Annotated in this window: 22 protein-coding genes; 10 read left to right on the top strand and 12 right to left on the bottom strand. The window is 70.4% G+C overall.

The annotated features are described in order from the left end of the window. Positions 1–105: 105 nt before the first annotated feature. The 6 genes from AB5J56_RS03030 to AB5J56_RS03005 form a co-directional block, all read right to left on the bottom strand. Positions 106–1,326, bottom strand: a complete 1,221-nt coding sequence (locus AB5J56_RS03030; protein ID WP_369229729.1) for a PQQ-binding-like beta-propeller repeat protein — start codon at positions 1,324–1,326, stop codon at positions 106–108. 114 nt (positions 1,327–1,440) lie between these two features. Beyond that, the gene (locus AB5J56_RS03025; RefSeq protein ID WP_369229727.1) at positions 1,441–2,541 is read right to left on the bottom strand and encodes a LuxR C-terminal-related transcriptional regulator; all 1,101 of its coding nucleotides are present in this window, start codon (positions 2,539–2,541) and stop codon (positions 1,441–1,443) included. 10 nt (positions 2,542–2,551) lie between these two features. After that, complete coding sequence (locus tag AB5J56_RS03020; RefSeq protein ID WP_369229725.1) at positions 2,552–3,031, bottom strand: ester cyclase; 480 nt, start codon at positions 3,029–3,031, stop codon at positions 2,552–2,554. Between the two features lie 114 nt (positions 3,032–3,145). Next, positions 3,146–3,361, bottom strand: a complete 216-nt coding sequence (locus tag AB5J56_RS03015; protein ID WP_369229723.1) for a DUF4177 domain-containing protein — start codon at positions 3,359–3,361, stop codon at positions 3,146–3,148. Between the two features lie 100 nt (positions 3,362–3,461). Continuing rightward, complete coding sequence (locus tag AB5J56_RS03010; RefSeq protein ID WP_369229721.1) at positions 3,462–4,214, bottom strand: MFS transporter; 753 nt, start codon at positions 4,212–4,214, stop codon at positions 3,462–3,464. Next, positions 4,193–4,660: a hypothetical protein gene (locus AB5J56_RS03005; protein WP_369229719.1), complete on the bottom strand. Its 468-nt coding sequence runs from the start codon at positions 4,658–4,660 to the stop codon at positions 4,193–4,195. Before AB5J56_RS03005 ends, AB5J56_RS03010 begins: the two co-directional genes overlap by 22 nt. Positions 4,661–4,889: 229 nt before the next feature. On the opposite strand from AB5J56_RS03005, the gene AB5J56_RS03000 reads away from it, so the two are divergent. After that, a complete protein-coding gene (locus AB5J56_RS03000; protein WP_369229717.1) occupies positions 4,890–5,543 on the top strand; it encodes a DUF6629 family protein in 654 nt (217 codons plus the stop codon). Positions 5,544–5,831: 288 nt separating this feature from the next. Here AB5J56_RS03000 and AB5J56_RS02995 read toward each other — a convergent pair whose 3' ends face one another. The 4 genes from AB5J56_RS02995 to AB5J56_RS02980 all read right to left on the bottom strand — a co-directional run bounded on the left by AB5J56_RS02995 (position 5,832) and on the right by AB5J56_RS02980 (position 9,880). Continuing rightward, complete coding sequence (locus AB5J56_RS02995) at positions 5,832–7,736, bottom strand: long-chain fatty acid--CoA ligase (protein WP_369229715.1); 1,905 nt, start codon at positions 7,734–7,736, stop codon at positions 5,832–5,834. A 284-nt stretch (positions 7,737–8,020) separates the two neighbouring features. Next, complete coding sequence (locus AB5J56_RS02990; RefSeq protein ID WP_369229713.1) at positions 8,021–8,620, bottom strand: restriction endonuclease; 600 nt, start codon at positions 8,618–8,620, stop codon at positions 8,021–8,023. Positions 8,621–8,863: 243 nt separating this feature from the next. Continuing rightward, positions 8,864–9,484, bottom strand: a complete 621-nt coding sequence (locus tag AB5J56_RS02985; protein WP_369229711.1) for an SMI1/KNR4 family protein — start codon at positions 9,482–9,484, stop codon at positions 8,864–8,866. Between the two features lie 99 nt (positions 9,485–9,583). Continuing rightward, entirely contained in the window at positions 9,584–9,880 is a 297-nt protein-coding gene (locus AB5J56_RS02980; protein WP_369229709.1) for an antibiotic biosynthesis monooxygenase, read from the bottom strand. Positions 9,881–10,203: 323 nt separating this feature from the next. Here AB5J56_RS02980 and AB5J56_RS02975 point away from each other — a divergent pair, with 323 nt between their 5' ends. Next, positions 10,204–11,763: an FG-GAP repeat protein gene (locus AB5J56_RS02975; RefSeq protein ID WP_369229707.1), complete on the top strand. Its 1,560-nt coding sequence runs from the start codon at positions 10,204–10,206 to the stop codon at positions 11,761–11,763. A 246-nt stretch (positions 11,764–12,009) separates the two neighbouring features. Further along, positions 12,010–12,582, top strand: a complete 573-nt coding sequence (locus AB5J56_RS02970) for a dihydrofolate reductase family protein (protein ID WP_369229705.1) — start codon at positions 12,010–12,012, stop codon at positions 12,580–12,582. An 81-nt stretch (positions 12,583–12,663) separates the two neighbouring features. Here the strand turns inward: AB5J56_RS02970 and AB5J56_RS02965 are convergent, their stop codons facing one another. Next, positions 12,664–13,743, bottom strand: a complete 1,080-nt coding sequence (locus tag AB5J56_RS02965; protein WP_369229703.1) for an alpha/beta fold hydrolase — start codon at positions 13,741–13,743, stop codon at positions 12,664–12,666. Positions 13,744–13,855: 112 nt separating this feature from the next. Here AB5J56_RS02965 and AB5J56_RS02960 point away from each other — a divergent pair, with 112 nt between their 5' ends. Together AB5J56_RS02960 and AB5J56_RS02955 are read left to right on the top strand one after the other, a co-directional pair. After that, positions 13,856–14,590 (top strand): TetR/AcrR family transcriptional regulator, encoded by a 735-nt coding sequence (locus AB5J56_RS02960; RefSeq protein WP_369229701.1) that lies wholly within the window; start codon positions 13,856–13,858, stop codon positions 14,588–14,590. Between the two features lie 254 nt (positions 14,591–14,844). Further along, complete coding sequence (locus tag AB5J56_RS02955; RefSeq protein WP_369229699.1) at positions 14,845–14,979, top strand: hypothetical protein; 135 nt, start codon at positions 14,845–14,847, stop codon at positions 14,977–14,979. A 291-nt stretch (positions 14,980–15,270) separates the two neighbouring features. On the opposite strand, the gene AB5J56_RS02950 is transcribed toward AB5J56_RS02955, so the two are convergent. Then, on the bottom strand, positions 15,271–16,470 hold the full coding sequence (locus AB5J56_RS02950) for an RNA-guided endonuclease InsQ/TnpB family protein (RefSeq protein WP_369229697.1): 1,200 nt from the start codon (positions 16,468–16,470) through the stop codon (positions 15,271–15,273). 42 nt (positions 16,471–16,512) lie between these two features. Here AB5J56_RS02950 and tnpA point away from each other — a divergent pair, with 42 nt between their 5' ends. From tnpA to AB5J56_RS02925, 5 genes are all read left to right on the top strand, one after another. Then, the gene (tnpA, locus tag AB5J56_RS02945; protein ID WP_369242329.1) at positions 16,513–16,950 is read left to right on the top strand and encodes an IS200/IS605 family transposase; all 438 of its coding nucleotides are present in this window, start codon (positions 16,513–16,515) and stop codon (positions 16,948–16,950) included. A 103-nt stretch (positions 16,951–17,053) separates the two neighbouring features. After that, on the top strand, positions 17,054–17,572 hold the full coding sequence (locus AB5J56_RS02940) for an adenylate kinase (protein ID WP_369229695.1): 519 nt from the start codon (positions 17,054–17,056) through the stop codon (positions 17,570–17,572). Positions 17,573–17,962: 390 nt separating this feature from the next. Then, the gene (gene nhaA / locus AB5J56_RS02935; protein WP_369229693.1) at positions 17,963–19,855 is read left to right on the top strand and encodes a Na+/H+ antiporter NhaA; all 1,893 of its coding nucleotides are present in this window, start codon (positions 17,963–17,965) and stop codon (positions 19,853–19,855) included. A 146-nt stretch (positions 19,856–20,001) separates the two neighbouring features. Then, complete coding sequence (locus tag AB5J56_RS02930) at positions 20,002–20,250, top strand: hypothetical protein (RefSeq protein ID WP_369229691.1); 249 nt, start codon at positions 20,002–20,004, stop codon at positions 20,248–20,250. 11 nt (positions 20,251–20,261) lie between these two features. Next, a complete protein-coding gene (locus AB5J56_RS02925; protein ID WP_369229689.1) occupies positions 20,262–21,467 on the top strand; it encodes an SPFH domain-containing protein in 1,206 nt (401 codons plus the stop codon). Positions 21,468–21,503: the final 36 nt, after the last annotated feature.

Genomic DNA, 21,503 nt, shown 5'->3' with positions numbered 1-21,503 from the left:
AGCCGGATCCGCGGGATTCGTCGCGTCGGGAACCGGAATCCCTTGGCGAATCCGCTACGGATGCGCTGTGCGCGTCGCCGTGGTACGGCCGCATCGGGCGGCGCATCACGGGAGCGGGATCGAGCGCAGGGTGTGACGCGGCGACGGCTCGACGACGACATGACCCGAGCCGCCTCCCGGCACGACGAGTGCCGGGAACCCGCTGCCCGCTGTCTGCGGATATCGCGCGGACATGCGCGGCGCGGCGGCGCCGGTCGCGTCCTGACCGGCGTGCAGGTCGATCGAGATGAGTCGTCCCCGGGTGGTGTCGTTGTCGGGGGTGAAGGTCACGAAGCGCCCGCCGACCAGGCCGCCCTGCTTGCTGCTGGTGTCGTAACTCCACAGGCGGCGGCGGTGTTCGAGGTCGTAGGCGTTCCAGGTTCCGGCGCCCGGGTCCTCGGCACTGTCCTCGAACAGCATCAGCACGCCGTCGGGCGAGATCAGACCGCGCTCCGGCTTCATCCCCGTGTCCTCGGCGGTCGGGAGCGGCGCGAGCGTGGCCGGGTCCAGACGCCGGAGCGGCGGGAAGGTGTCCTCGGCGGACAGCGGGCTGCCGGTGCACACGAGATAGGTGCCTCCGGCGATGAGGTGCGGGCACCGGGTGCCCGAGGGGCTGGTCGCGACGGTTGTGCCGCTGCGCGCGTCGCGGGCGGTGACCTTGGTGCCGTCGGTGACGTAGATCCGGCCGCCGAACGCGGCGATCCCTTCACCCAGGTCCGCGTCGACGGCCCGGTGCCACAACGCCGCACCGCTGGACGCCCGGAAGGCGGCGAGGGTGATCGCGCGCCGGGTGCTGCCTGCGGACTCGAGGGCGTAGACGACGCCGTCGGCCGCGCCCACGGCGAGGTAGCTGTGCTCGTCGGGCAGCCGATGGGTCCAGGCCTGCTTGCCGGTGCGCAGATTCGCGGCGCGCAGGACGCGGCTGCTGCTGGTCATGGCGCGTTCGTCGGCCGCGTCGACGACGAGTCCGCCGTTCTTGCCGCTGCCGGTGACGGCGACTCGCCAGGTGACCGCGCCGGTGGCCCGTGACCTGCCGACGAGGCCGTCGGGTGCGGTGCTGCACACGACCTGGTGGGCCGTGGCGCCACAGGTGCCGGACGCCTCCGGTGCGGTCAGGGACGCGGTCCACGCATGCCACGGGCCGTTGACGGAGAGCGAGGCCGTCGAGGGGGACGCAGGACCGGAAACGGACGCCGAGGCCGACGACGTGGGCTCCGAGTCGCCGGGCCGCGCACTCCCGCACCCCGCGAGCAGGATTCCGAGCACCGTCGCGCCCACCGTCGGCACGGTCGCTCGCCCCTGCCGTAAGTGCCGTTTCTTCCGCATCCCCAGTCACCCCCGTGTCCAAAGCCTCATGCTCGCAGACACGGTCCCTCCGCGATGCCCGCGGAGCGGGAATCGTCAGTGGGGTGCTGCGGCGGCCGACAGCACGGCCCCGACCAGTTCACGCCTGCTGCGCACGCCGAACTTGTCGAAGACCGCGGTCAGATGCTCCTGGACGGTGTTGGCGGAGACATGGAGCTCGGCGACGATCTGGCGGGTGGACCGGCCCTTGAGGACGAGGGCGGCGACGCGTGCCTGGGCGCCGGTGAGGCCGTGGGCGCTCAGCAGCAGGGAGCTGAGTTCGGCCGGCTGCGCGGCCTGGACGACGACCCCGATCTGGAGTCCCGCCGGACCCTGGAGGCGGGTGGCGTGCAGGGACAGCCACTGCCCCGACCGGCCGCGCAGCCGTACGGTGCCGGGGGCGGGCGCGTCGGACGGCCGTGCGCGTTCGGCGAGAGCGAGCCGGGCGGCGGCCGCATAGACGGGCAGGGGAAGCTCGCGGACGCCGGGCCAATGGTGCGCGGGTACGTCGGCCAGCCACTGCTCGGCCTCGGCGCTCATCGAGACCAGTCCGAGGTCGGCATCGAGCACCAGGATCCCCGCCGCCTGGCTCCCGGTGGGCGTCGGGGGCCCGGTCGCGTCGGCGGTCACGGCCCGGCGCAGCCCCTCGGCAAGATGCGGTACCAGGCGGCGCACCAGGTCCAGCTCCCGCGCGGTGAAGCCGGACGGGGATTCCTCGCGATGCAGGCACAGCACGCCCCAGCAGTGGTGCCCGCACACCAGCGCGGCCCGGAGTTCGTCCCCCAGGCCGAGCGGGGCCATCACCTCGCGGTAGCGGGGACTCGCCGTCCGGTCACCGGCCGTGGCCAGGTCGAGGGAGGCGACAGGGGAGAGCGCCTCGGCCAGCGCGGCGAACTTGTTGACGTCCTGGCAGCCGAACTCGTTGTCCAGGAACAGAGGTGTCGCAGCGGCCAGCGGGTCCTCGGCGAGTGCCGAGGTGAACAGCAGCGTCACGGGATCGACGGTGGCGAAGAACGCCGCGTCCACCGGCACGATCCTGCGCAGCCTGCGCAGGACGTCCGTGCGGAAGGAGACGGCGTCCAGCCCGGCCCAGGACCGGCCGACGATGCCGGAGACCTGGCGCTCGACGCGAGCCGCGGCGGCTGTTGCCCCTGCCATGGTCACGACGCTACTCCTGCGCCGGAGCACCGCCCAGTTGGCGCATGAAGCCCAGTTCGTCGAGGCGGCCCCAGCGCTCCACGATCCGCTCGTCGCGGATGCGGAAGATGTTGATCCCGCGCAGGGTGGCGCTCCGGCCCTCCGCCGGGGCAGGTACGCCGAGGATCTCGCCGCGCTGCGTGCCGGTGGCGGCGAAGTGCTCGACGACCAGGTCGTCCTCGGCGATCAGGAGGTCGGGTTCGCTGTGCCAGTCCGGGAAGGCGGTACGGATCAGGGCGCTCGCGGCGCGCATGCCCTCGCGGTCCGCGGAGGCCCCGAAGGGCGGGTCGTGATTGAGGAAGTCCTCGGCGAGGTATTCGTCGACTGCGCCGAGGTCGCCTTTGGTGAAGAGCGCGTCGATGAACGCTCGTACGGTCTCTTTGTTCCGGTCGAGCTGCTCGCTCGGGGCGCTCTGGCTGTTGCGGGTGAGGGTGCGGTCGGTGGTGTTCATGTCCACAGTCTTCGACCGGGAACGAGCCCGCGGTACCCCAATTGTCTGGGGTTTTCGCGCGCGGAAACCGGCCGGGTGGAGGCCGCCGTCGCAGGCGGCCCCCGCCTGCGGTCGCTACTGGCGCGGACGCTCGAACGTGAGGAGCAGCCCCTCGACCGCGCCGGGACCTATCCGGCCCTTGACGTCGGCGGACGTGATCGCCTTCAGTGCCCACCCGTCCCCGGCATGCTTGTTGAGGACCTTCTCCAGCTTGTCGCTGTCCAGCGCGTCGCCGATCAGCGACTCCCGGAAGGAGACGACCTTGTACTCGTACGTGTAGGGGTTGCTCATGGCTGCGTGGCTCTCCTGGTGATGGGTGTGCGTGGCCACGGCCCACCCAATCATCGATGGATGCGCTCGAACAGGGGCGACGGGAGTGCTGCGCCTCAGTTCAGGAGAGGCGGTTGCGGAGAGTGGCCAGCAGGATGAGGGCGGTGACCTGGATCGCGACAACGACCGCGATCAGCAACGGAATCGACGAACCGTACAGCGCCCCCGTCAGCATGCCGCCCACGACACTCGCCGCGCCGACGACCCCGGCGAAGACGCCGTACGCGGTCGCCCGCCGCCCCGACGGCACCAGATCGGCGACCGTGGCCCGCAGCGTGGACTCCTGGACACCCATGGCCGCACCCCACACCAGCGACCCCGCCACCGCGAGCCCCACCGTGTCGGTGAACGCCAGCGCCGGGACCACCGCGGCGAGCAGCGGCAGCACCACCAGCACACGCGCCCCGACCCGGTCGTAGAACCAGCCGGTCGCCAGCGCGGCGATCGCGTCGACGACCATGGCGGCGGCGTACAGCACCGGCACCCACGCCGTCGCCATCAGATGCCGTACGACGAGGTGGTACGAGAGCACACCGAAGGTGGCGAACCCGGCCGTGGTGGCCGCCGTGAACGCCGCGTACGTCCAGAACGCGGCCGGCAACCGGCCCTCGGCAGTCACCGCGGTGGCGGACGGCGTCAGCTCCCGCTCGTACGCCTCCGGGTCGGGCACCCGCGCCCGCAGCCACACCAGAAGCCCCAGCACGGCGACGGCGGGCACGGCGAGCACGCCCAGGGCCGGGCCGTAGTCACCGCCGGTCAGCGCGAGGACTCCGGCCACCACCAACGGGCCGATCAGTGCGCCGACTTGGTCCATCGCCTCATGCACCGCGAAGCCGCGCCCCGGCCGGTCGCGGCGGTGGCATGCGAGAGCAGCGTGTCCTTCGCCGGGGAACGCACCGCCTTGCCCACCCGCTCGGCGATCACCAGTGCGCAGGCCGCCCAGAGCACCCCGACCACGCCCAGCAGCGGCACGGAGAGCACCGTGAGGGCGTACCCGGAGATCGCCAGACCCCAGAAGCGCCGGGTGCGGTCGGCGAGCGGCCCCGACACCAGCCGCAGCCCCAGCGCCGCGGCCTCGCCCGCACCCGTGACCAGGCCGACCACCAGCGCGGACGCGCCGAGCGAGGCCAGCAGCGGACCCGTGACCGAGCGGGCCCCCTCGTACACGAAGTCGGCGAGCAGGCTGACCGCGCCGAACCACACCACGAACCGCCACGGCCCCATGCGTGCCGTCGCCGCGCCTTCGTCGGTCTCCTTCACGCCCACGGCGCCTCCGCGCCCCCGCGTCCCACGACCATCGTGCCCATCCCCGGTCACCCCCTGACGATCCGCCGCTGCCGCCCCGGCCGGTGGGCCGGATTCCGCAGGAGCGCCGTCTGCGCCGGGGACATCGTGTCACCGAGGGGCATGTGGTGGGGGAGCCGTAGCGTTGTCGATCGAAAGGGCCGCGAAGGCGGTCCCACCTGATGGCCGACCCCCTGGTGACGCGATGTGTTGGAGTGCGACGGCCGATCTTGTGGCCGGTGCCGGTATCGGCGCCGTCGGTGTGGCCTGCGTGGCGCGGGTGCGCAGAAGGGGCGATCTGCCGTTGGCGGCTCTTCCGCTGCTCCTCGGCGCCCATCAGATCGTCGAGTCGGTGGTGTGGGACTCCGAGAGAGGCAGGGGCCCTGCCACCGTCGTCTGGGCCGTGATCGCTCTGCCGCTCCTGGCGGTGTCGGTACCGGCGGGCGTGATCTGTGCGGCTCCGCCGTCTGCGCGGCGGCGGCTGATGGTCCCGCTGGCGGTGGGTGTGGCGACCGCCGCGGGGCTTGCCTACGGGGTTGCCACGCGCCCGGTGAGCGCCGAGATCCGCGGCCACACCGTTGGCTACGGCATCGGTCTGCCCCATGCTGCGCTGCTCGTCACCGGATATCTCCTGGCCACCGTCGGCTCGCTGCTGCTGGCCGGGGACCGGGGACTGGTGCTGCTCGGTGTTCTGGTCGCCGGGGGTGCGCTGATCTGCTGGGTGCTGTGGCAGCTGGAGTTCGTCTCCACCTGGTGCGCGTTCGCCGCCGTGTGCTCGGTGGTGCTGTACGGCTGGGTGCGGGGCCGCGCGGGGGCTCCGCCGGGCGCGCGGCAGGGAGAAGGCACACGGGCGGCGTAGCTCGTGGTGGCGCGGTGCGCCGTGTCACGGAACGCTCGTTCATCCCTCCCCGCACGGTGGTTGCGCCGGTACCAGGATGCGCGGTCCTGCGCTCAGGAGGGATCTGGCTGCTCCCGGGCCGCCGGCGCACCGTAGGTGCATGAACATCACCAGGATGCCGGAGGCCCGTAGCCGAGTGACGCCGCTGCGGTCGCTCCGAGGAGGCACATACGTTCCCCGCGGCGAGGAGGCCCCGACGACCCGGCCGGTGCGTGACCGTACCGGCCGTATGTCCGGTTGCCGCGCGCCTCACCGGAAGACGTTGTCCGACTCCTCCCAGATCGACGGCTCGCCCAGCGAGTACTCCCGCGGAATTCGCGAGGACCTCTGATACATCGCCTCGATCTCGGCGGCGTAGCGCCGCACGATCGCATCGCGTCGCAGCTTCATCGACGGCGTCATCAGTCCGTTGGAGGGAGCGAAGGGCTCCGGCAGGACGCGGAAGACCCGGATGGACTCCGGACGCGACACCGTGCTGTTGGCGGCGGCGACGGCGCGCCGGATCTCTTCGCGCAGTTCGTTCTCCTCCCGTGCGTCACGGGCCGGTCCCGCGCCGCCCTTGGACCAGGCCGCGCGCCAGTGGGCGAGGAATTCCGGATCCAGGGTGATCAGGGCGCCCACACACGGCCGGTTGTCACCCACCACCACCGCCTGATGGACCAACGGGTGCACGCGCAACCGCTGTTCGAGAGCCGCGGGCGCCACGCTCTTGCCGCTGCTCGTGATGATGACGTCCTTCTTGCGGCCGGTGATGGTCAGATATCCCTCGGCGTCCAGGTGGCCGAGGTCCCCGGTGCCCAGCCAGCCGTCCCGCAGCGCCTCGTGGGTGGCCGGGGCGTCGTTGACGTACCCCTGGAACACCGAGGGGCCCCGCACCAGAACCTCTCCGTCGTCGGCCACCCGGATGTCCGTGCCCGGAAGCGCGCGGCCGACCGTGCCGAACTTCTCGCGCCCCACCGGCTGCGCCGTGACGCCGCCGCTGGTCTCGGTGAGCCCGTACCCGTCGTGCACGGAGATCCCTATCCCCGAGTAGAACAGGGCGAGTTCTCGGTTGAGGGGCGAGCCGCCCGACACCGCCCCGCACACGCGGCCGCCCAGCGTGGCGCGGAGTCTTTTGTAGACCGTCTTTTCATAGAGCGCGTGCTGCAGGCGCAGATCGAAGCCGGGGGCGGGGCCGGTGCCCAGCCGGTGGCGCTCGGCGGCGACGGCGAAGTCCGTCGCCGTACGGGCCGCGCGCTCGAACAGCAGGCCGTGGCCCGCCCGTTGGGATGCGCGCAGGAAGTTCTTGTAGATCTTCTCGAAGACGGAAGGAACGGCATAGACGTAGGTGGGGCGGAAGGACCGGATCGCCTCGGAAAGCGACGCGTCGCTCAGGTCGGCCTGGTGTCCCATCAACAGGCCGCCGCGCAGACACAGCCCCTGGATCATGAGGCCGTACACGTGCGAGAACGGGAGGAAGGCGAGAACGGAGGGCTGTTCACCGGGGCGAGCCGCCGTGTGCGCCCATCCCTCCAGCAGGGTGTCGCAGGTACTCGCCAGATTGCGGTGGGTGAGGGCGCAGCCCCGGGGCCGGCCGGTCGTGCCGGAGGTGTAGGCGATGACCGCGGTCGAGTCGGGCAGCACGATCCGCCGCAGGGAGTCGACGGTCATCGGCGGTATCGCACGGCCCCGCTCGACGAGCTGCGCCAGCGCGCCGTTGTCCAACTGCCAGACGTGGCGCAGCGCGGGAAGCGAGGCACACGCCGAGGCGACCGTCATGATGCCCTGCTCGTCCTCGACGACCACGGCGACGCAGCCGGAGTCCTTGAGGATCCATGCGACCTGCTCGTGCGACGACGTCGGGTAGATCGGCACGAGTTCGGCCCCGACGGCCCACATCGCGTAGCTGAGTACCGTCCACTCGTAGCGCGTGCGCGCCATGATGGCCACCCGGTTGCCCGGGCGCAGGCCGGAGGCGACAAGTCCCCGGGCCAGGTCGACCACTTCGTCGCGCAGCTCGGAGGCCGTCATCGGTGCCCAGGTCCCGTCGGCGGTGTCGCGGCGGCGTGCGATCTGCGGGAGGTGCGGGGTGCGGCGTGCCGTGTCGAAGAGGCTGTCGGCGAGTCCCCCGTGCATCGAAGCCGCGGTCGGCGAGGGGTGTTCGAACTGGTGCATTCACCGCTCCGGAGGTCTTCTCGACACACCCTCAACGAGAGGTGCGGGAGTCGAGGGTTCTCGAATGTAGCCGACACCGGCAGCGAACGTGCCGGGAATGACGGAGTGGATTGTCTCGATTGATGCCGCTCCTGTGCCCCAACGCTTCCGCGCCGTCGCAGCACCGCCAGCGCAGGGCCGACGAGCGCCGCGTGGGTCCTGCCTGCCGTCCCGTCAGGACCCGGCGGTCGGTCTCCGTCTGTCCCGTCAGGACCCGGCCCGAAGGTCTCAGCCCGTCCGTCCCGTCACGAGAGGGCGGAAGGTCTGCGCGGCGGCGGCAGCGCCCCCAACAGATCCCACAGCGGCTGCGATCCGGCCGCCCACGTGGCCAGCAGTCGGCGATCGACCAGATGCAGCCGCTGCTGTCGCGCGAATTCCTCTGCCGGGCCCGTGACACGGCCGTTCGTCACGAGGACGGCTATGTCGGCCTGGTGGACGGGACGCGCGGTGCCGTTGAGGACTTGCAGGTCCGGCGTGCCGACCGCGGACCCGCGCTCTCCGTCGCGGCGGTGCTTGCACTGGATCACCCACCGCCGGCCCAGCGGGTCCGTCGCCTTCACATCGGCGCCGAGGTCACCCCGGCCACCGACCCGGGTCGCGTCCGGGCAGCCGTCGCGGCGCATCAACTCCCGTACCGCCTGCTCGAACTCCTGGTGATGCAGCGCGTCCAGCTGCGCCAGCGCATAGCGCAGCCCGCGCAGCTGCGTCTCCCGCCATTGCGCGCGCTCCCGTCGCCGCCGTACCCAGACGGCGCCCGCCAGCCCTGCGAGGAGAACGGTGACGACCGCCACCCCTCGATGCGCCGCGAGCCATGCGACCACCATCACCACGAGCCCGACTGCCACCGCTGCGAGCGCCAACCCGAACAGGAGCCGGGCCTCAGCCTGCTGTTGACGCCTGCTCGGTCGCCGCCCGCGCCGCCTGGCGGGCGACCTCCGCCGCGTCACCGGCCGGCCCTCCGGCACTGATCGATCCCCACCACGCCGTCCCCCCGTCCCGCGCTTCCCCACCACTGCCCATCATGGCAAAGCCCACTGACATTGGGTCACGGAATGAGCGCAAGAGGTGATCGAGGCAGGTGACGCCGTCTAGTCACCCCATGTCAGGACGCCGTCGACGGCCGACGGGATACGGCTGTCGAACCGTCGACCCCGCTCCAGGGCTTCCGCGAAGTCGGCCAACGCGTGCCGCAGTGACGGCCATTCGGTGAAGGAAGGGGAGTCCTCATCGAAGTAGCGGCCCACGCGGACGAAGTTGCGGCCGGGCCGGCAGGAGAGGAACAGCCCGTCGGAGGACTGCCAGCCGATGCCCAGCGTGATCAGCAGCCATTCGTGACGCCAGTACGCGAGAAGCTCCGCGTTTCCCTCGTCGTCCTTATCGGCCTCGTCATGCTCGTCAAAGGTGTCGTCGGGCAGATCGAGGTCGGCGCCGACACCGCGCAGAAACCGTGTGCTCTCGATGATCGCCGTCAGGCTCGACGGCGGCCCGTAGTACGCCAACTCGACCGCTCTGTCCTTGAGTTCCACACCGTCGTGGCAGCGCAGGGACGCCACCAGGTCGGCGTGGAAGGTCACGCCGAGCGTCCGCTCGGCGGCCTCGATCTCGCTCACGGACGCCGGCGGGCGCAGCTGCGCATGGCTGACGGGGGTGTGGCGGGCCAGCCAGGCATCGATGCGAGCCCACGAGTCCGCTACGGCCGGAGTGTTCATGTCCGGACCATAAGCCCCGCCACTGACAAGGGACTTGGCAGCGCGGTACGGGCCGGACACCCCGGCGCGAGGCGTCCGGCCCGTACCGTTCCCACCGGTTCAGGACGAGTAGGAGCCCCGGACCTCGAAGTGCTCGGCAACGGGCGGTCCGGCCAGCCAGTCCTTCAGGCCGGCCTGGAACTCGCGGAACTCGGCAATCGCGGGCAGCGGGTTCTCGATGCCGTCCTCGAGCTCCAGCTGCGCCACGTACGTGACCCCGTCGGGCAGCCGGTAGGACGCATACCGCACGCCAGCGGGCTGGGCCTTCTCGATGGCCGTGAACATCTTCTGCAGCGCGGCCTCGAGGTCGGCGCTGAACTCGGGCTTCACGGTGGAGCGCACCATCAGAACAGTCATGTCGTCATCTCCGTGTCTCGGAATATCGGTGACTCGGGCCCACGTCGCGGGCTCCACCACGTTGACGTAGCCCGAAGGCGATGTGTGACAGCGTGCTCGGCCAACCGGCTGTCCGGCCATCCGGTCCTCGACGGTCGACGTCCCGGTTGTGCCACATCTGTCACCGGTGTGTCACGGACCTCTGGAGCGCCACAACTCTCCTGGGTCGGCTCGTGTCGAACTGGGCGTGAGTAAGGAACAGGCTTTATGACCGGATTACTTGACAAGCCAGACCTTTCTCTCGAACTCCGACACCTGACCGCATGACCAACGGGGAGCAGATCATGACCAGCACGTCGCACAGCACCGACTCGACCGACGCGCGCCGCGGTGCCAAGGCCGCGACCCGCTCCCGGCGAGGCGCTGCCTCGGCCGTGGCAGCCGCGTCGTTCCTGCTGCTGGCCGGCGCGGGCATCGTCGCCGCACCGGCCGCCCAGGCCGGCGTGCCCGGCGGAACGCGCGCCGACGACCGCAACAGTGACTTCGACGGCGACGGCTACAACGACGTCCTGATCGGCGCGCCCGCCGGCACCGTCTCCGGCAAGAAGGGCGCCGGCTACGTCACGGTGCAGTACGGCGCGGCGAACGGCATGGGCACCAACGCCAGCGTGCCCGGGGCCCGTACGGCCGTCTTCAGCCAGTCCACCGCCGGAGTGCCCGGCACCTCGGAGGCCGACGACGCCTTCGGCTCGGCCGTCGCCACCGGGGACCTCGACGGCGACGGATACGACGACGCGATCATCGGTGCGCCTGGAGAGGACGTGGGGACCCGTGAGAGCGCCGGGCGCGTGACCGTTCTCTACGGCTCCAGGACCGGACTGGGCGCCGCGCGCAGCGTCTCGTTCGGGTCGGCCCACCCCGCCGCCGGTTCCCGGTTCGGCCTGGCCGTCACCGCGGCGCGGTTCACCGGGGCGACCGACGGCGACGAGATCGCCGTACTCGATGAGTCGGGTGCCCAGGTGTACACCTACGGCCAGGGCGCACTGCACCGGACTGCCGGGATCAACACCACGGGCGGCCCGGCGAGCAGCGCCATCCAGCCCGCGTACCTGACGACCGGCGACTACGACAAGAACGGCTACGCCGACCTCGTCATCTCCGGATCCCGGCCCACCGACGAGTTCTCGAAGGGCTGGTCCACCGTCTACTCGGGCGGCGCCAACGGTCTGACCCACCTGCGCGACGTGCGCGGCGGCGTGTCCTCCGCCTCGGGCGACCTGAACAAGGACGGCTACGACGACCTCGTCCTCGGCCAGTCGAGCGGCCCCGACGAAGAAGCGGAGGGCATGACCGGCGGACTCGTCGCCGTGTACTACGGCAGCCCGGAAGGGCCCGCCGACTACCAGGGACCGGGCAACGGTCCCCAGTGGTGGACGCAGAACACCACGGGCGTGCCCGGTCTCGGCGAGCACGGCGACGCGTGGGGCGCCGACCTGTCCGTCGCCGACGCCGACGGGGACGGCTACGCGGACCTGGCGGTCGGTGCGCCCGGTGAGGACATAGGGACCGTGCGGGACGCGGGCGCGGTGTGGTTGCTGCGCGGCTCGGCCCACGGCCTGACCACCACCGGCGCGCAGTCCTTCGACCAGAACAGCCCCGACGTCCCCGGCACGGCCGAGGCGGGCGACGAGTGGGGTGCGCAGGTGCTGCTCGCCGACACCGACGCGAACGGCCTCTTCGACCTGGTGGCCGCCGCGCCCTCCGAGAACGACCAGGACGGCGTGGTCTGGGTGCTGCCGGGCGGCACGAAGGGACTGGTCGCCGACGGTTCGTGGACCTACGGCGGCGGTGCGCTCGGCGCGCCGGGCAGCGGCGCCCGGTTCGGCGCGGCCGTGGACGAGTAACCGAGGTACGACACAACAGTCAGGGGCTGCCGTCCTGCCGGGACGGCAGCCCCTCGGCGCGACGGCTGCAGGGGCGAAGCGATCCGGCACGAGCGCACCAGCGGCGAAACCTGTCCTGCCGCCGATGAGTTTCTCCGTGATCCGCGGTCATAGAGCGTGACGGGTGCACCGCGGCCACGAGCATGATCGAATCGTGCACGAGTCGGACCTGTCGACCACCGGACACGAGATACCGAGGAACCCCAGATGCGTACGCTGATCAGTACCGCTTTCATCTCCCTCGACGGCGTTGTGGAGGCCCCGGGCGGCGAGCCCGGTTACCGGAACTCCGGGTGGACCTTCAAGGACATCGAGTTCCTCCCCGAGGCATTCGACATCAAGGGCCGTGAGCAGAGAGAGGCCACCGCGATGTTGATGGGCCGGGCCAGCTACGAGGCGTTCAGCCCGGTGTGGCCGGACATGGAGGATTTCGCCGACTACAAGGTGATGCCGAAGTACGTCGTCTCCACCACCCTCACCGACGACGACCTGGTGTCGAACTGGGGCGAGACAACGATCCTGCGCTCGCTCGACGAGGTCGCCGCACTGAAGGAGACCGACGGCGGCCCCATCATCGTCCACGGCAGCGCCGCGCTGAACCAGAGCCTGTCGGACGCCGGCCTGATCGACCGGTACCACCTGCTCGTCTTCCCGCTCCTCCTCGGCGCGGGCAAGCGCCTGTTCAGCGCCACGGACAAGGACACCCAGAAACTGAAGCTGGTCGAGCACGAGGCCTACGCCAACGGCCTGCAGAAGAACGTCTTCGACGTCGTCCGCTGACGCGAATATCGGGGCCGGCCGCTCCGACGTACCCCGGACCCGGCGCCCGTCGGAAGGAACTGCCCGGCGGGCGCGAGGGCTTCAGCGGGCAACCCGTTCGCCGGTGACCACCGGGCGGACCTTGGTGACCATGAGGTCGAGGAACCGGTCGGGGTGCCGGAACGAAGAGAAGTGGCTGGTGTCGGGGACCAGGGTGAAGTCCTTCAGCGGGGCGCTGACGTCGTCGAAGAACCGCCTCGCGGGCCCGGCCGGGGTGATCACGTCGAGTTCGCCGTGGAAGAGGAAGAACGGGACGTTGAACTCGGTGCCGTCGGCCCATTCGTCGACGGCACCGGTCTCGGGGGTGATCCGCTCGGAGAAGGTCATCGCCTGGAGGTAGTGCCGCAGTTCGCCGAGGGTGTGCAGGGGTGAGAACCACAGGGACCGCATCACCACGGTCTTCATGGTGTCGTACGTCAGCGGGTCGGACGTGACGGTGGCCTTGTTGTAGTCGGACCGCTGCTCCGCGGTCCAGGCGGACGGGTCGGAGCCCATGGCGGTGACGGTGGCCAGGTCCTTTCGCTTGCCGCCTGCCCGCAGACGCTCGACGACGTCGTGATAGGCGGAGTGGTCGCGCCCGCCCGCGACGATGTTCTGATCGGCGCCCACGTAGGCCGAGTACAACTCGGGGTGACGGCGGGCGAGGCGGAGCCCGAAGACGGTTCCGAAGGAGTTGGCGACGAGGACGACCTTGTCGACGCCGAGCCTGGCACGCAGGTGTTCGGTGACATCGAGCGCGTCGGCGCAGATCCGTTCGAAGGACATCTCGCCCTGGCCGTCCGGGCCGCCGTGGCCGAAGGTCTTGCCGGCCCCGCGCATGTCCCAGCGCACGAGGGTGAAGTGCCGTTCCCAGGTCCGAGTGCGCGGGGCGAACACCAGGTTGGAGGCGCCGGGGCCGCCGTGGATCTCGAGGACCACCGGGTTGCGGCGGTCCTCGCCCCGGATCGAAATCCACTGGTCGATGCCGCCGACGCGGACGAAGCCGGACTCGTCGATGCCGTCGGGTGTGGTGATGCGCAGCTGCTTCGAGTACGTCGCCCGCTTCAGCTGCCGGTAGCCCAGGAGGCCGGCGGCGGGGGAGGCGAGGAGGGCGGCGGACGCGGTGATGACGGTGGCGATCACGGTTGGCTCCAGAAACTGTTTATGGCCTATACGATTGATGGCGTTTACGCTATACACAGTTACAGGGAGGCGTCAACGGCCCCGCTGAACGCCGCTGAGAGGGAGAACCGTGATGGCCAGGACCGGAGAGAAAAAGCGCGACGTGCGGGCCGGTGTCGCACTTCTGTGGGGCGAACAGGAGCAGCCGAGCCGGGGGCCCAAGCCCAGCCTCGATCCCCGCCGCATCGCCCGGGCCGCCGTGGTCATCGCCGACACGGAAGGGCTGGACGCGGTCTCCATGCAGAAGGTCGCCGCCGAGTTCGGCGTCTCGGCGATGGCGCTCTACCGCTATGTCCCCGGCAAGGCCGAGCTCGTCGAGCTGATGATCGAGGCCGTCCTCGAATCAGGACCCGACCTGACGGCCGCAGGCCCCGGCTGGCGGCCGCGCCTGACGGAATGGGTCCATCAGTGCTGGGCGGTGTACCGGTCCCACCCATGGCTGCTGACGGCCACCGCGATGCGCCGCCAGGTCATGGGCCCCCACCAGCTGAGCTGGCTCGACTCCGCACTGGCCGCCCTCGCGCCCACCGGTCTCACGGCCGCCCAGCAGCACCAGATCTTCCTCCTCGCCGTCGGCCTCGTCCGCAACACCGCCCAGCAACGGCTCGACTACGACGAGGACCACAACCAGGAATGGAGCCGCCTCACCGGCGAACTGCTCGCACGCCACGCCGACCGTTTCCCCGCCCTCACCGACGCCATCGCCGCCGGCGCCTTCGCCCCCGACGACACCGACCCCCTCGACTTCGGCCTGGAACGCATCCTCGACGGCGTCGAGGCGCTCATCGCCCGCAATGGGCAGGGCTGACAGAGAGCGCCAGCTCCACGAGCCGGTGAAGCCGACGATGTGGACCTTGACAGCAGGGGTCGGGCCCGACGGGTGCTGACCCGGCGGTGCGGTGTGCGCCGTGCGGCATTGCGCTGTGCCCCCTGGGAACAGGTGACGGCCGAGAGATCCACGTGCTCTCGGCCGGGCCCACACTGGGGGTCGGCCATGACGGGTGGGAGTCTGCGATCACGACCGAGGGCGGGGTGCAACACCGCTAGAACTGGGCCCAGTTGGTGGCCCAGTCCGCCGAACGGCCCACGGTGGAGCTGCACTGTGTCACCAAGTGGTCCAAGTTCGACACGGAGGGGCAGGGTGTCTCCATGGACGTACTGCTGGCGGACGTGGAGACGGCCGCGGACTACGCCTGATCCACTCCTGCGGCGGCTACACGACCAACCTTTCCCTCGAGGACCTGTTCGACGGGCAGGCCTGGGATCGTGTACGGCTGAGACGGCCAGATCTGGACCCGAATACCTCTGACTGGCCCTGCCGCTCGTTCCCTATCTGTATCAGTGGAAGTCCGCCAAGCGAGTCCGCGGGATTCAGCTGATGCTCGAGGACCAGAGGGGCTTCAGGGAGAGTGCCGGCTACCCCTACTCCTCCCTCCACGACTACGGAGACCCGTGACTCCTCCCTCGCGTGAACGCGGGGGCTTTTCGCTATGCCGGTGGGGCGTCGCGACGGGCCAGCCCGGCCCGTAGTACGTTCAGGGCGCCCACGGTGTCCGCGTGCGTGTGGTGGCCGCAGCTGACGCAGTGGAACTTCTCCTGGGTGGGCCGGTTCTCCGCTGCGACGTGCCCGCAGGCGGGGCAGGTCCGGGAGGTGTTGCGGGGGTCCACAGCGATCACTTCCCGTCCGGCACTCTCAGCCTTGACGTGCAGGATCGTCAGGAACACCCCCATCCGGCGTCTTAGCCCGGCCTTCGCTGCGGCCCCGTTGGGCAGGAAGCCGCCCGGCCGGTCGGGGTCGGGCTGCGGCTGGGGGGCCTTGACCATGTTGCGGATCTTGAGGTGTTCGTGCGCGATGACGTCGTGCGTACGGACCAAGCCGAGGGCGGTTTTGTGTGCGTGGTCGAGCCGTTGGCGCCGGACTTTGCGGTGCAGGTCGGCGACCTTCTCGACGGCACGGCGGTGGTGGGCGGTGCGCTGGTCGCGGCGCACCCGCGGGAACCGGGCCACTGCCTGCTGCGCGGCTTCGAGCTTCGCGGCAGCCTTCCGCCCGTGACGCGGGTGGGCCACGAACCCACCGCTTGAGTCGGCGAGGAAGTTGGCTATGCCCAGGTCAATGCCGACCACACTGCCCGTCGGAGGCAGCGGCTGCGGCTGCTCCTGTTCAGCGGTCAGCACGACATACCAGCGCCTGCCCTCGCGCTTGACGCTGACGGTTTTGACCCTGTCGGCCACGGGCCGGTGCTGGTGGACCTTGACGTGCCCGACGCCCTGGAAACGGACGCGGGTGACGGGGTCGTGCGGGGTGGAGTCCCAACGGCAGCCGTCGCCGTCCTTGGGGAAGTCGACGGTGTCGAACCAGTTGATGCCCCGGAAACGGGGGTAGCCCGGCTTGTCCCCGGTTTTGATCCGACGGAAGAACGCGGCGAACGCCTTGTCCAACCGGCGCAGCGTGGCCTGCTGCGAGGAGAAGGACCAGCGGCCCTGCCGCTCGGGATCGAAGCCGCGGATGTCCTTGAGCTGCGCCGACTGCATCCCGTACTTGATGCTCATCTTCGAGGCGTGCCGGTAGGCGTCGCGGCGTTCCTGCAACGCCCCGTTGTAGAGCGAGCAGTGATCGGCCAGCATCTCGCCGAGGGCCTGCACCTGGCGGACGGTGGGCCGCAAAAGGAACTTGTACGCACGCATCATCCGGCCCACCCCCTTCCAGACCGGTCCGCTTGCTCAGACTACATTCGGCGTACGTCACCCCGCTCGGAACCCGATCCCGATGTCCGCACTGGGCGTCATGTCGCCCACGACCTCCACGCACACTTGGCGTTTGTCACCACGTTCCGGCAGGACGTCTTCGACGACGACATGCTCATGCGGTGCGAAGTGATCATGCGTGAGGTGTGCGTCGGCTTTGAGGTGGAGCTGCGCGAGTTCAACGGCGAAACCGATCACGTGAACCTGCCGGTGCACTACCCGCCGGAGGTCGCCCTGTCGAAGCTGCTCAACTCCCTCAAGGGCGTCAGCTCCCGATACCTGCGGGCCGAGTACACCGGCCGGCTCAACCGCATCGGCATGGGGCCGGTGTTCTGGTCCCGTTCCTACTTCGCGGGATCCTGCGTCGGAGCGCCACTGACCGTGATCCGCCAATACATCGAGGTCCAGAAGCAGCCCGCCTGACCATCACCACGAGGGCGACGAGACCCACGGTGCTTCGCGCCTCCGTGGCAAGGATTTCTTTCCCTCCCCGGCCAAAGCCGGGGACACCCACGTAAGATCAAGTATGGAACGGATCTTGGTGGTGGGCGTCACCGGCGCGGGCAAGTCCACGCTCGCCCGGACGCTGAGCGGTCGTCTCGGTCTGACCTACCACGAGATGGACGCGCTCTACTTCAACGGGCCCGACTGGGCCGTGAACGACAGGCTGACCGAGGACGTGTCGCGGCTGGTCGCCGAACCCCGCTGGGTCATCGACTCGGTGGGCTATCCGGAAGTCCGTGACCTGCTGTGGGAGCGGGCCGACACCGTGATCTGGCTGGACTATCCCAAGCGCGTCGTGATGCCCCGGGTGCTGCGCCGGTCGCTGCGGCGCACCGTCACCCGCGAGGTCATCTTCGGCGGCAACCGGGAAACCTGGCGGGGCTGGCTGAGCCGGGAACACCCGGTGTGGTGGGCCTGGTCCCAACACGGGGCCCGCCGCCGCGAAGTGGGCCGACGCGCCGCCGACCCGCGCTTCGCGCCTCTCGACACACACCGCTTCCGCCACCCCGACGACACGGCGGCCTGGGTGACGTCCCTCTGATCCGGGACCAGGGCTGACTGTGCGTCAAGCAGGCGTCGCGGACGGGGCGTTGGTACGTGGTTTCTCCTCCGGTCACCGGTTTCCCCGGCGCCGACCGCTTTTGCCCGCAGCACCCGTGGTCAGCGTGGGATGCGTGTGCACGGAATGAAAGATCATGCGGGTGGTGTTGCCGCGAGAGCAGCCGATGCCTTCGGATGTCGGCGGCGCCGGCCTTCGAGTGGCGTGGACGCTGTGAACGTCCGACACTTTGAGCCACGACGCGAGGTGGAGAGTGAGCACCGTCCTGACGCAGCCGCTGACCGACTGGGAGAAGCCCTTGGCCGGGCGCCACAGCGACGGCGCGGTCGAGCCGTGCGCTGATGTCGTCCCGAGTCGAGTGAGCGCCTGACGATGTCCTACGAGGCCACCGACGCCACCGGCGACTACACGGGCCAGACCGCGTGCGGCACCGGCGCGCATTCGCCGCTGCGCGACTTCCTGCGGACCGAGACCGGAAGCGCCGCCGTCCTGGTGACGGCGACGCTCGCCGCGCTCGTGTGGGCCAACGCGGCGCCCTCGGCCTACGAGTCGTTCTGGCACACGCACCTGTCCGTCGAGGTCGGCTCCCACGGCGTATCGCTGCACCTGCGCGAGTGGGTGAACAGCGGTCTGATGACCCTGTTCTTCTTCGTCATCGGCCTGGAGGCGCGGCGCGAGTTCGACATGGGGGAGCTGCGCGACCGGAAGCGGCTCGCCCTGCCCCTCGCGGCGGGCGTCAGCGGCATGCTCGTACCGATCGGCATCTATCTCGCGATCAACGCCGGCCACGGAACGGTGCACGGCTGGGGCGCGGCGATGTCCACCGACACCGCCTTCGCGCTGGGCATGCTGGCCGTCGTCGGACGCCGTATGCCGGCCGGACTGCGGGTCTTCATCCTGACCATCACCGTGGTCGACGACTTCCTCGCCCTCGGCGTCATCGCCGTCGCCTACAGCGACGACATCACCGTGCCGGCGCTCCTCGTCGCCCTCGGCACCTTCGCCGTCATCCTGCTCGTGCGGCGGCTCGAAGTGCGCCGAGGTGCCGTCTACGGGGTGCTGGCGCTCGTTTCGTGGGTCGCCCTGCTCGAATCGGGAGTGGACCCCGTGGTCATCGGGCTCGCCATGGGCATGCTGACGTACGCGTATCCGGCGGCGCGCTCCGACCTGGAACGCGCGAGCGGGCTGTTCCGGCTGTTCCGCGAGCAGCCCACACCCGAGCTGGAGCGTTCCGTGCGCGCCGGGCTCGCCTCGACCATCTCCCCGAACGAGCGGCTCCAGCGCATGTTCCACCCCTGGGCCGGCTACGTCGTCGTACCGCTCTTCGCGCTGGCCAACGCCGGGATCCCGGTCAGCGCCGATCAGCTGGCACGGGCGTTCACCTCGCCCATCACTCTGGGCATCCTCCTCGGCTACGTCGTCGGCAAACCGCTCGGTGTCGTCGGGGGCTCGCTGCTGGCCACCGCGGTCAGCCGCGGCCGGATCCGGATCCCGGTCGGCTGGGGAGCCGTCACCACGGGAGGAACCCTCGCCGGAGTCGGCTTCACGGTCTCGCTGCTCATCGCCACGCTCGCCTTCGACGGCGCCCGGCTCGACGACGCGAAGATCGGCATTCTGAGCGCCGTGCTCTGCTCCTTCGCCGTCAGCTGGCTCGTCACCGTCGGCATTCGGACGCTGCCGCGCAGCATGCGACTGCGGGCGCTGCTCGGCAAGGCGGAGACGATCGTCGACCTGGCCGTCCCCGTCGATCCCGACCGGGATCACGTACGAGGACCACGGCACGCGGCGGTCACCGTCGTGGAGTACGGCGACTACGAGTGCCCCTACTGCGGCCAGGCGGAGTCCGTCGTCCGCGAGCTTCTGGGCGACTTCGGGGACGTGCGCTACGTATGGCGGCATCTCCCGCTGCACGACGTCCATGTGCACGCCCAGTTCGCCGCCGAGGCGGCCGAAGCGGCGGCCTTGCAGGGGCGCTACTGGGAGATGCACGACCTGCTCATGGGCCACCAGGGCGCACTGCGCGTTGATCATCTGCGGGGATACGCCGCGGACCTCGGGCTGGACGCGGAGCGGTTCGAGCGGGACATGCGGGCTCACGCGGGTGCGGCGCGTGTCGCCGAGGACGTCGAGTCGGCGGACCTCAGCAGCGTGGCGGGAACCCCGAGCTTCTTCGTCAACGGGCGCAGGCACCACGGCGCCTACGACATCGCCAGCCTGTCCGCCGCGGTGCGGGCCGCCCGGGAGCGGGCGGCCGTGGCGGCGTAGGAGCACTCTGGCCCGTACCGATTGAACTGGAACGGTCCCTGCACGCGTCGCGTCCTGTCCGGTGGGGGCTACCTGAGAGTAGGCCTCCGGCCTGCGTGGGACTAAGGTCGGAATTCAGGAAACAGAGTGATGGGAGGCGGCCGGTAATGGTGCAGGACTGGGCCGTGATCGGTTGCACGGGGGAGCTTCTCATCGGCACGCGCGGCTCGGCCGGCCCCGGCGAGATCCTGGTGCGGGTCCGAGGCGGATCCGAGACCTTCCTCGCCTGGTCGCAAGAGCCCCTGCCGAGGGGGGCTACCGTGCTCGTGATCGAGTCCCGAGGACCTCGCGAAGTCGAGGTCATGGCATGGGCCGATCCGTTGGAGGCGTTTGGCGGCGACGCCGACGCCGGCTAAGGAGTAGAACAATGTTCGGTTACCGCGTTCCCGCCCCCGATGAGGCGATGCTGATCTCGGGAGGCAGGCGGGGACTGGGGGGCGCGCCGTTCCGAGTGGTGACGGGGCACGGAAAGTTCGTGCTCCCGGTCTTCCGCAAGACCCGCTTTCTCACCCTGTCGATGTGCGAGGCCGAGGTGACGGAGACCTGCGTCACCAAGCAGGGCATCGCACTGCATGTTCGTGCCGTGATCGCGTTCAAGGTCGGCAACGACACCGAGAGCATCATCAACGCCGGACAGCGGTTCCTCTCCGACCAGGACCAGATGTCCGTGCTGACCGGCCGGATCTTCGCCGGCCACCTGCGCGCCATCATCGGTTCGATGACCGTCGAGGAGATCGTCACCGAGCGGCAGAAGCTCGCCGCGGAGGTCCTGGACACCTCGAAGGTCGAGATGGCGAAGATCGGCCTGATCGTCGACTCGCTGCAGATCCAGTCGATCGACGACGGCGAGGTCGGCTACATCGAGGCCATGTCCGCACCGCACAAGGCGGCCATTCAGCGGCAGGCCCAGATCGCGCAGGCCCAGGCCACCCAGGCGTCGGTCGAGGCCGAGCAGGTGGCGGCGCGCAACCAGGCCGAATACGCGCGGCAGACCGCGATCGTGAAGGCGGAGTACTCGGCCGAGGTGGACCGCGCGCAGGCGCAGGCCGCCCAGGCGGGACCGCTGGCGCAGGCGCACGCCCAGCAGGAAGTGCTCGCGGCCCAGACCGAGTTGGCCCAGCGGGCGGCCAAACTGCGCCAGCAGGAGCTGGTGGCCGAGATCGTGAAGCCCGCCGAGGCCGAGGCCGAGCGCATCAAGCTGCTGGCCATCGCCGAGGCGGAGCGGATGAAGATCCAGGCCGAGGCGGCGGCGTCGTACGACCGCGTCGCCCTCGACCGGATGCTGATCGATCAGCTGCCGCTGATCGTGAAGGAGGCCGCGGGCGGACTCGCCGGCGCCAACGTCAACGTCCTGAACGGCGCGGACGGCCTCGGTGAGATCGCGGCCGGACTGGTCGCCCAGGGCCTGACGATCCTGGACTCGGTCCGGCAGAACCTCGACGGTCAGAACTCCGACAGCCGCTCCGAGAAGACCGGCGGCCTGCTCGAGCTGCAGGGCTATCTGCGGACGCCCGAGGCGGAAAAGGGCACCGACGCGAAGAAGCCGGACGACGGGCCTGTCGGCCTCGACTAGCAGACAGGGCTTGCCTGCACGGGCGCGGCAGCGGCG

It is taken from the genome of Streptomyces sp. R21 (assembly GCF_041051975.1).
Classification (GTDB): Bacteria; Actinomycetota; Actinomycetes; order Streptomycetales; family Streptomycetaceae; genus Streptomyces.
This window is presented reverse-complemented; position numbering and strand designations above follow the sequence as displayed.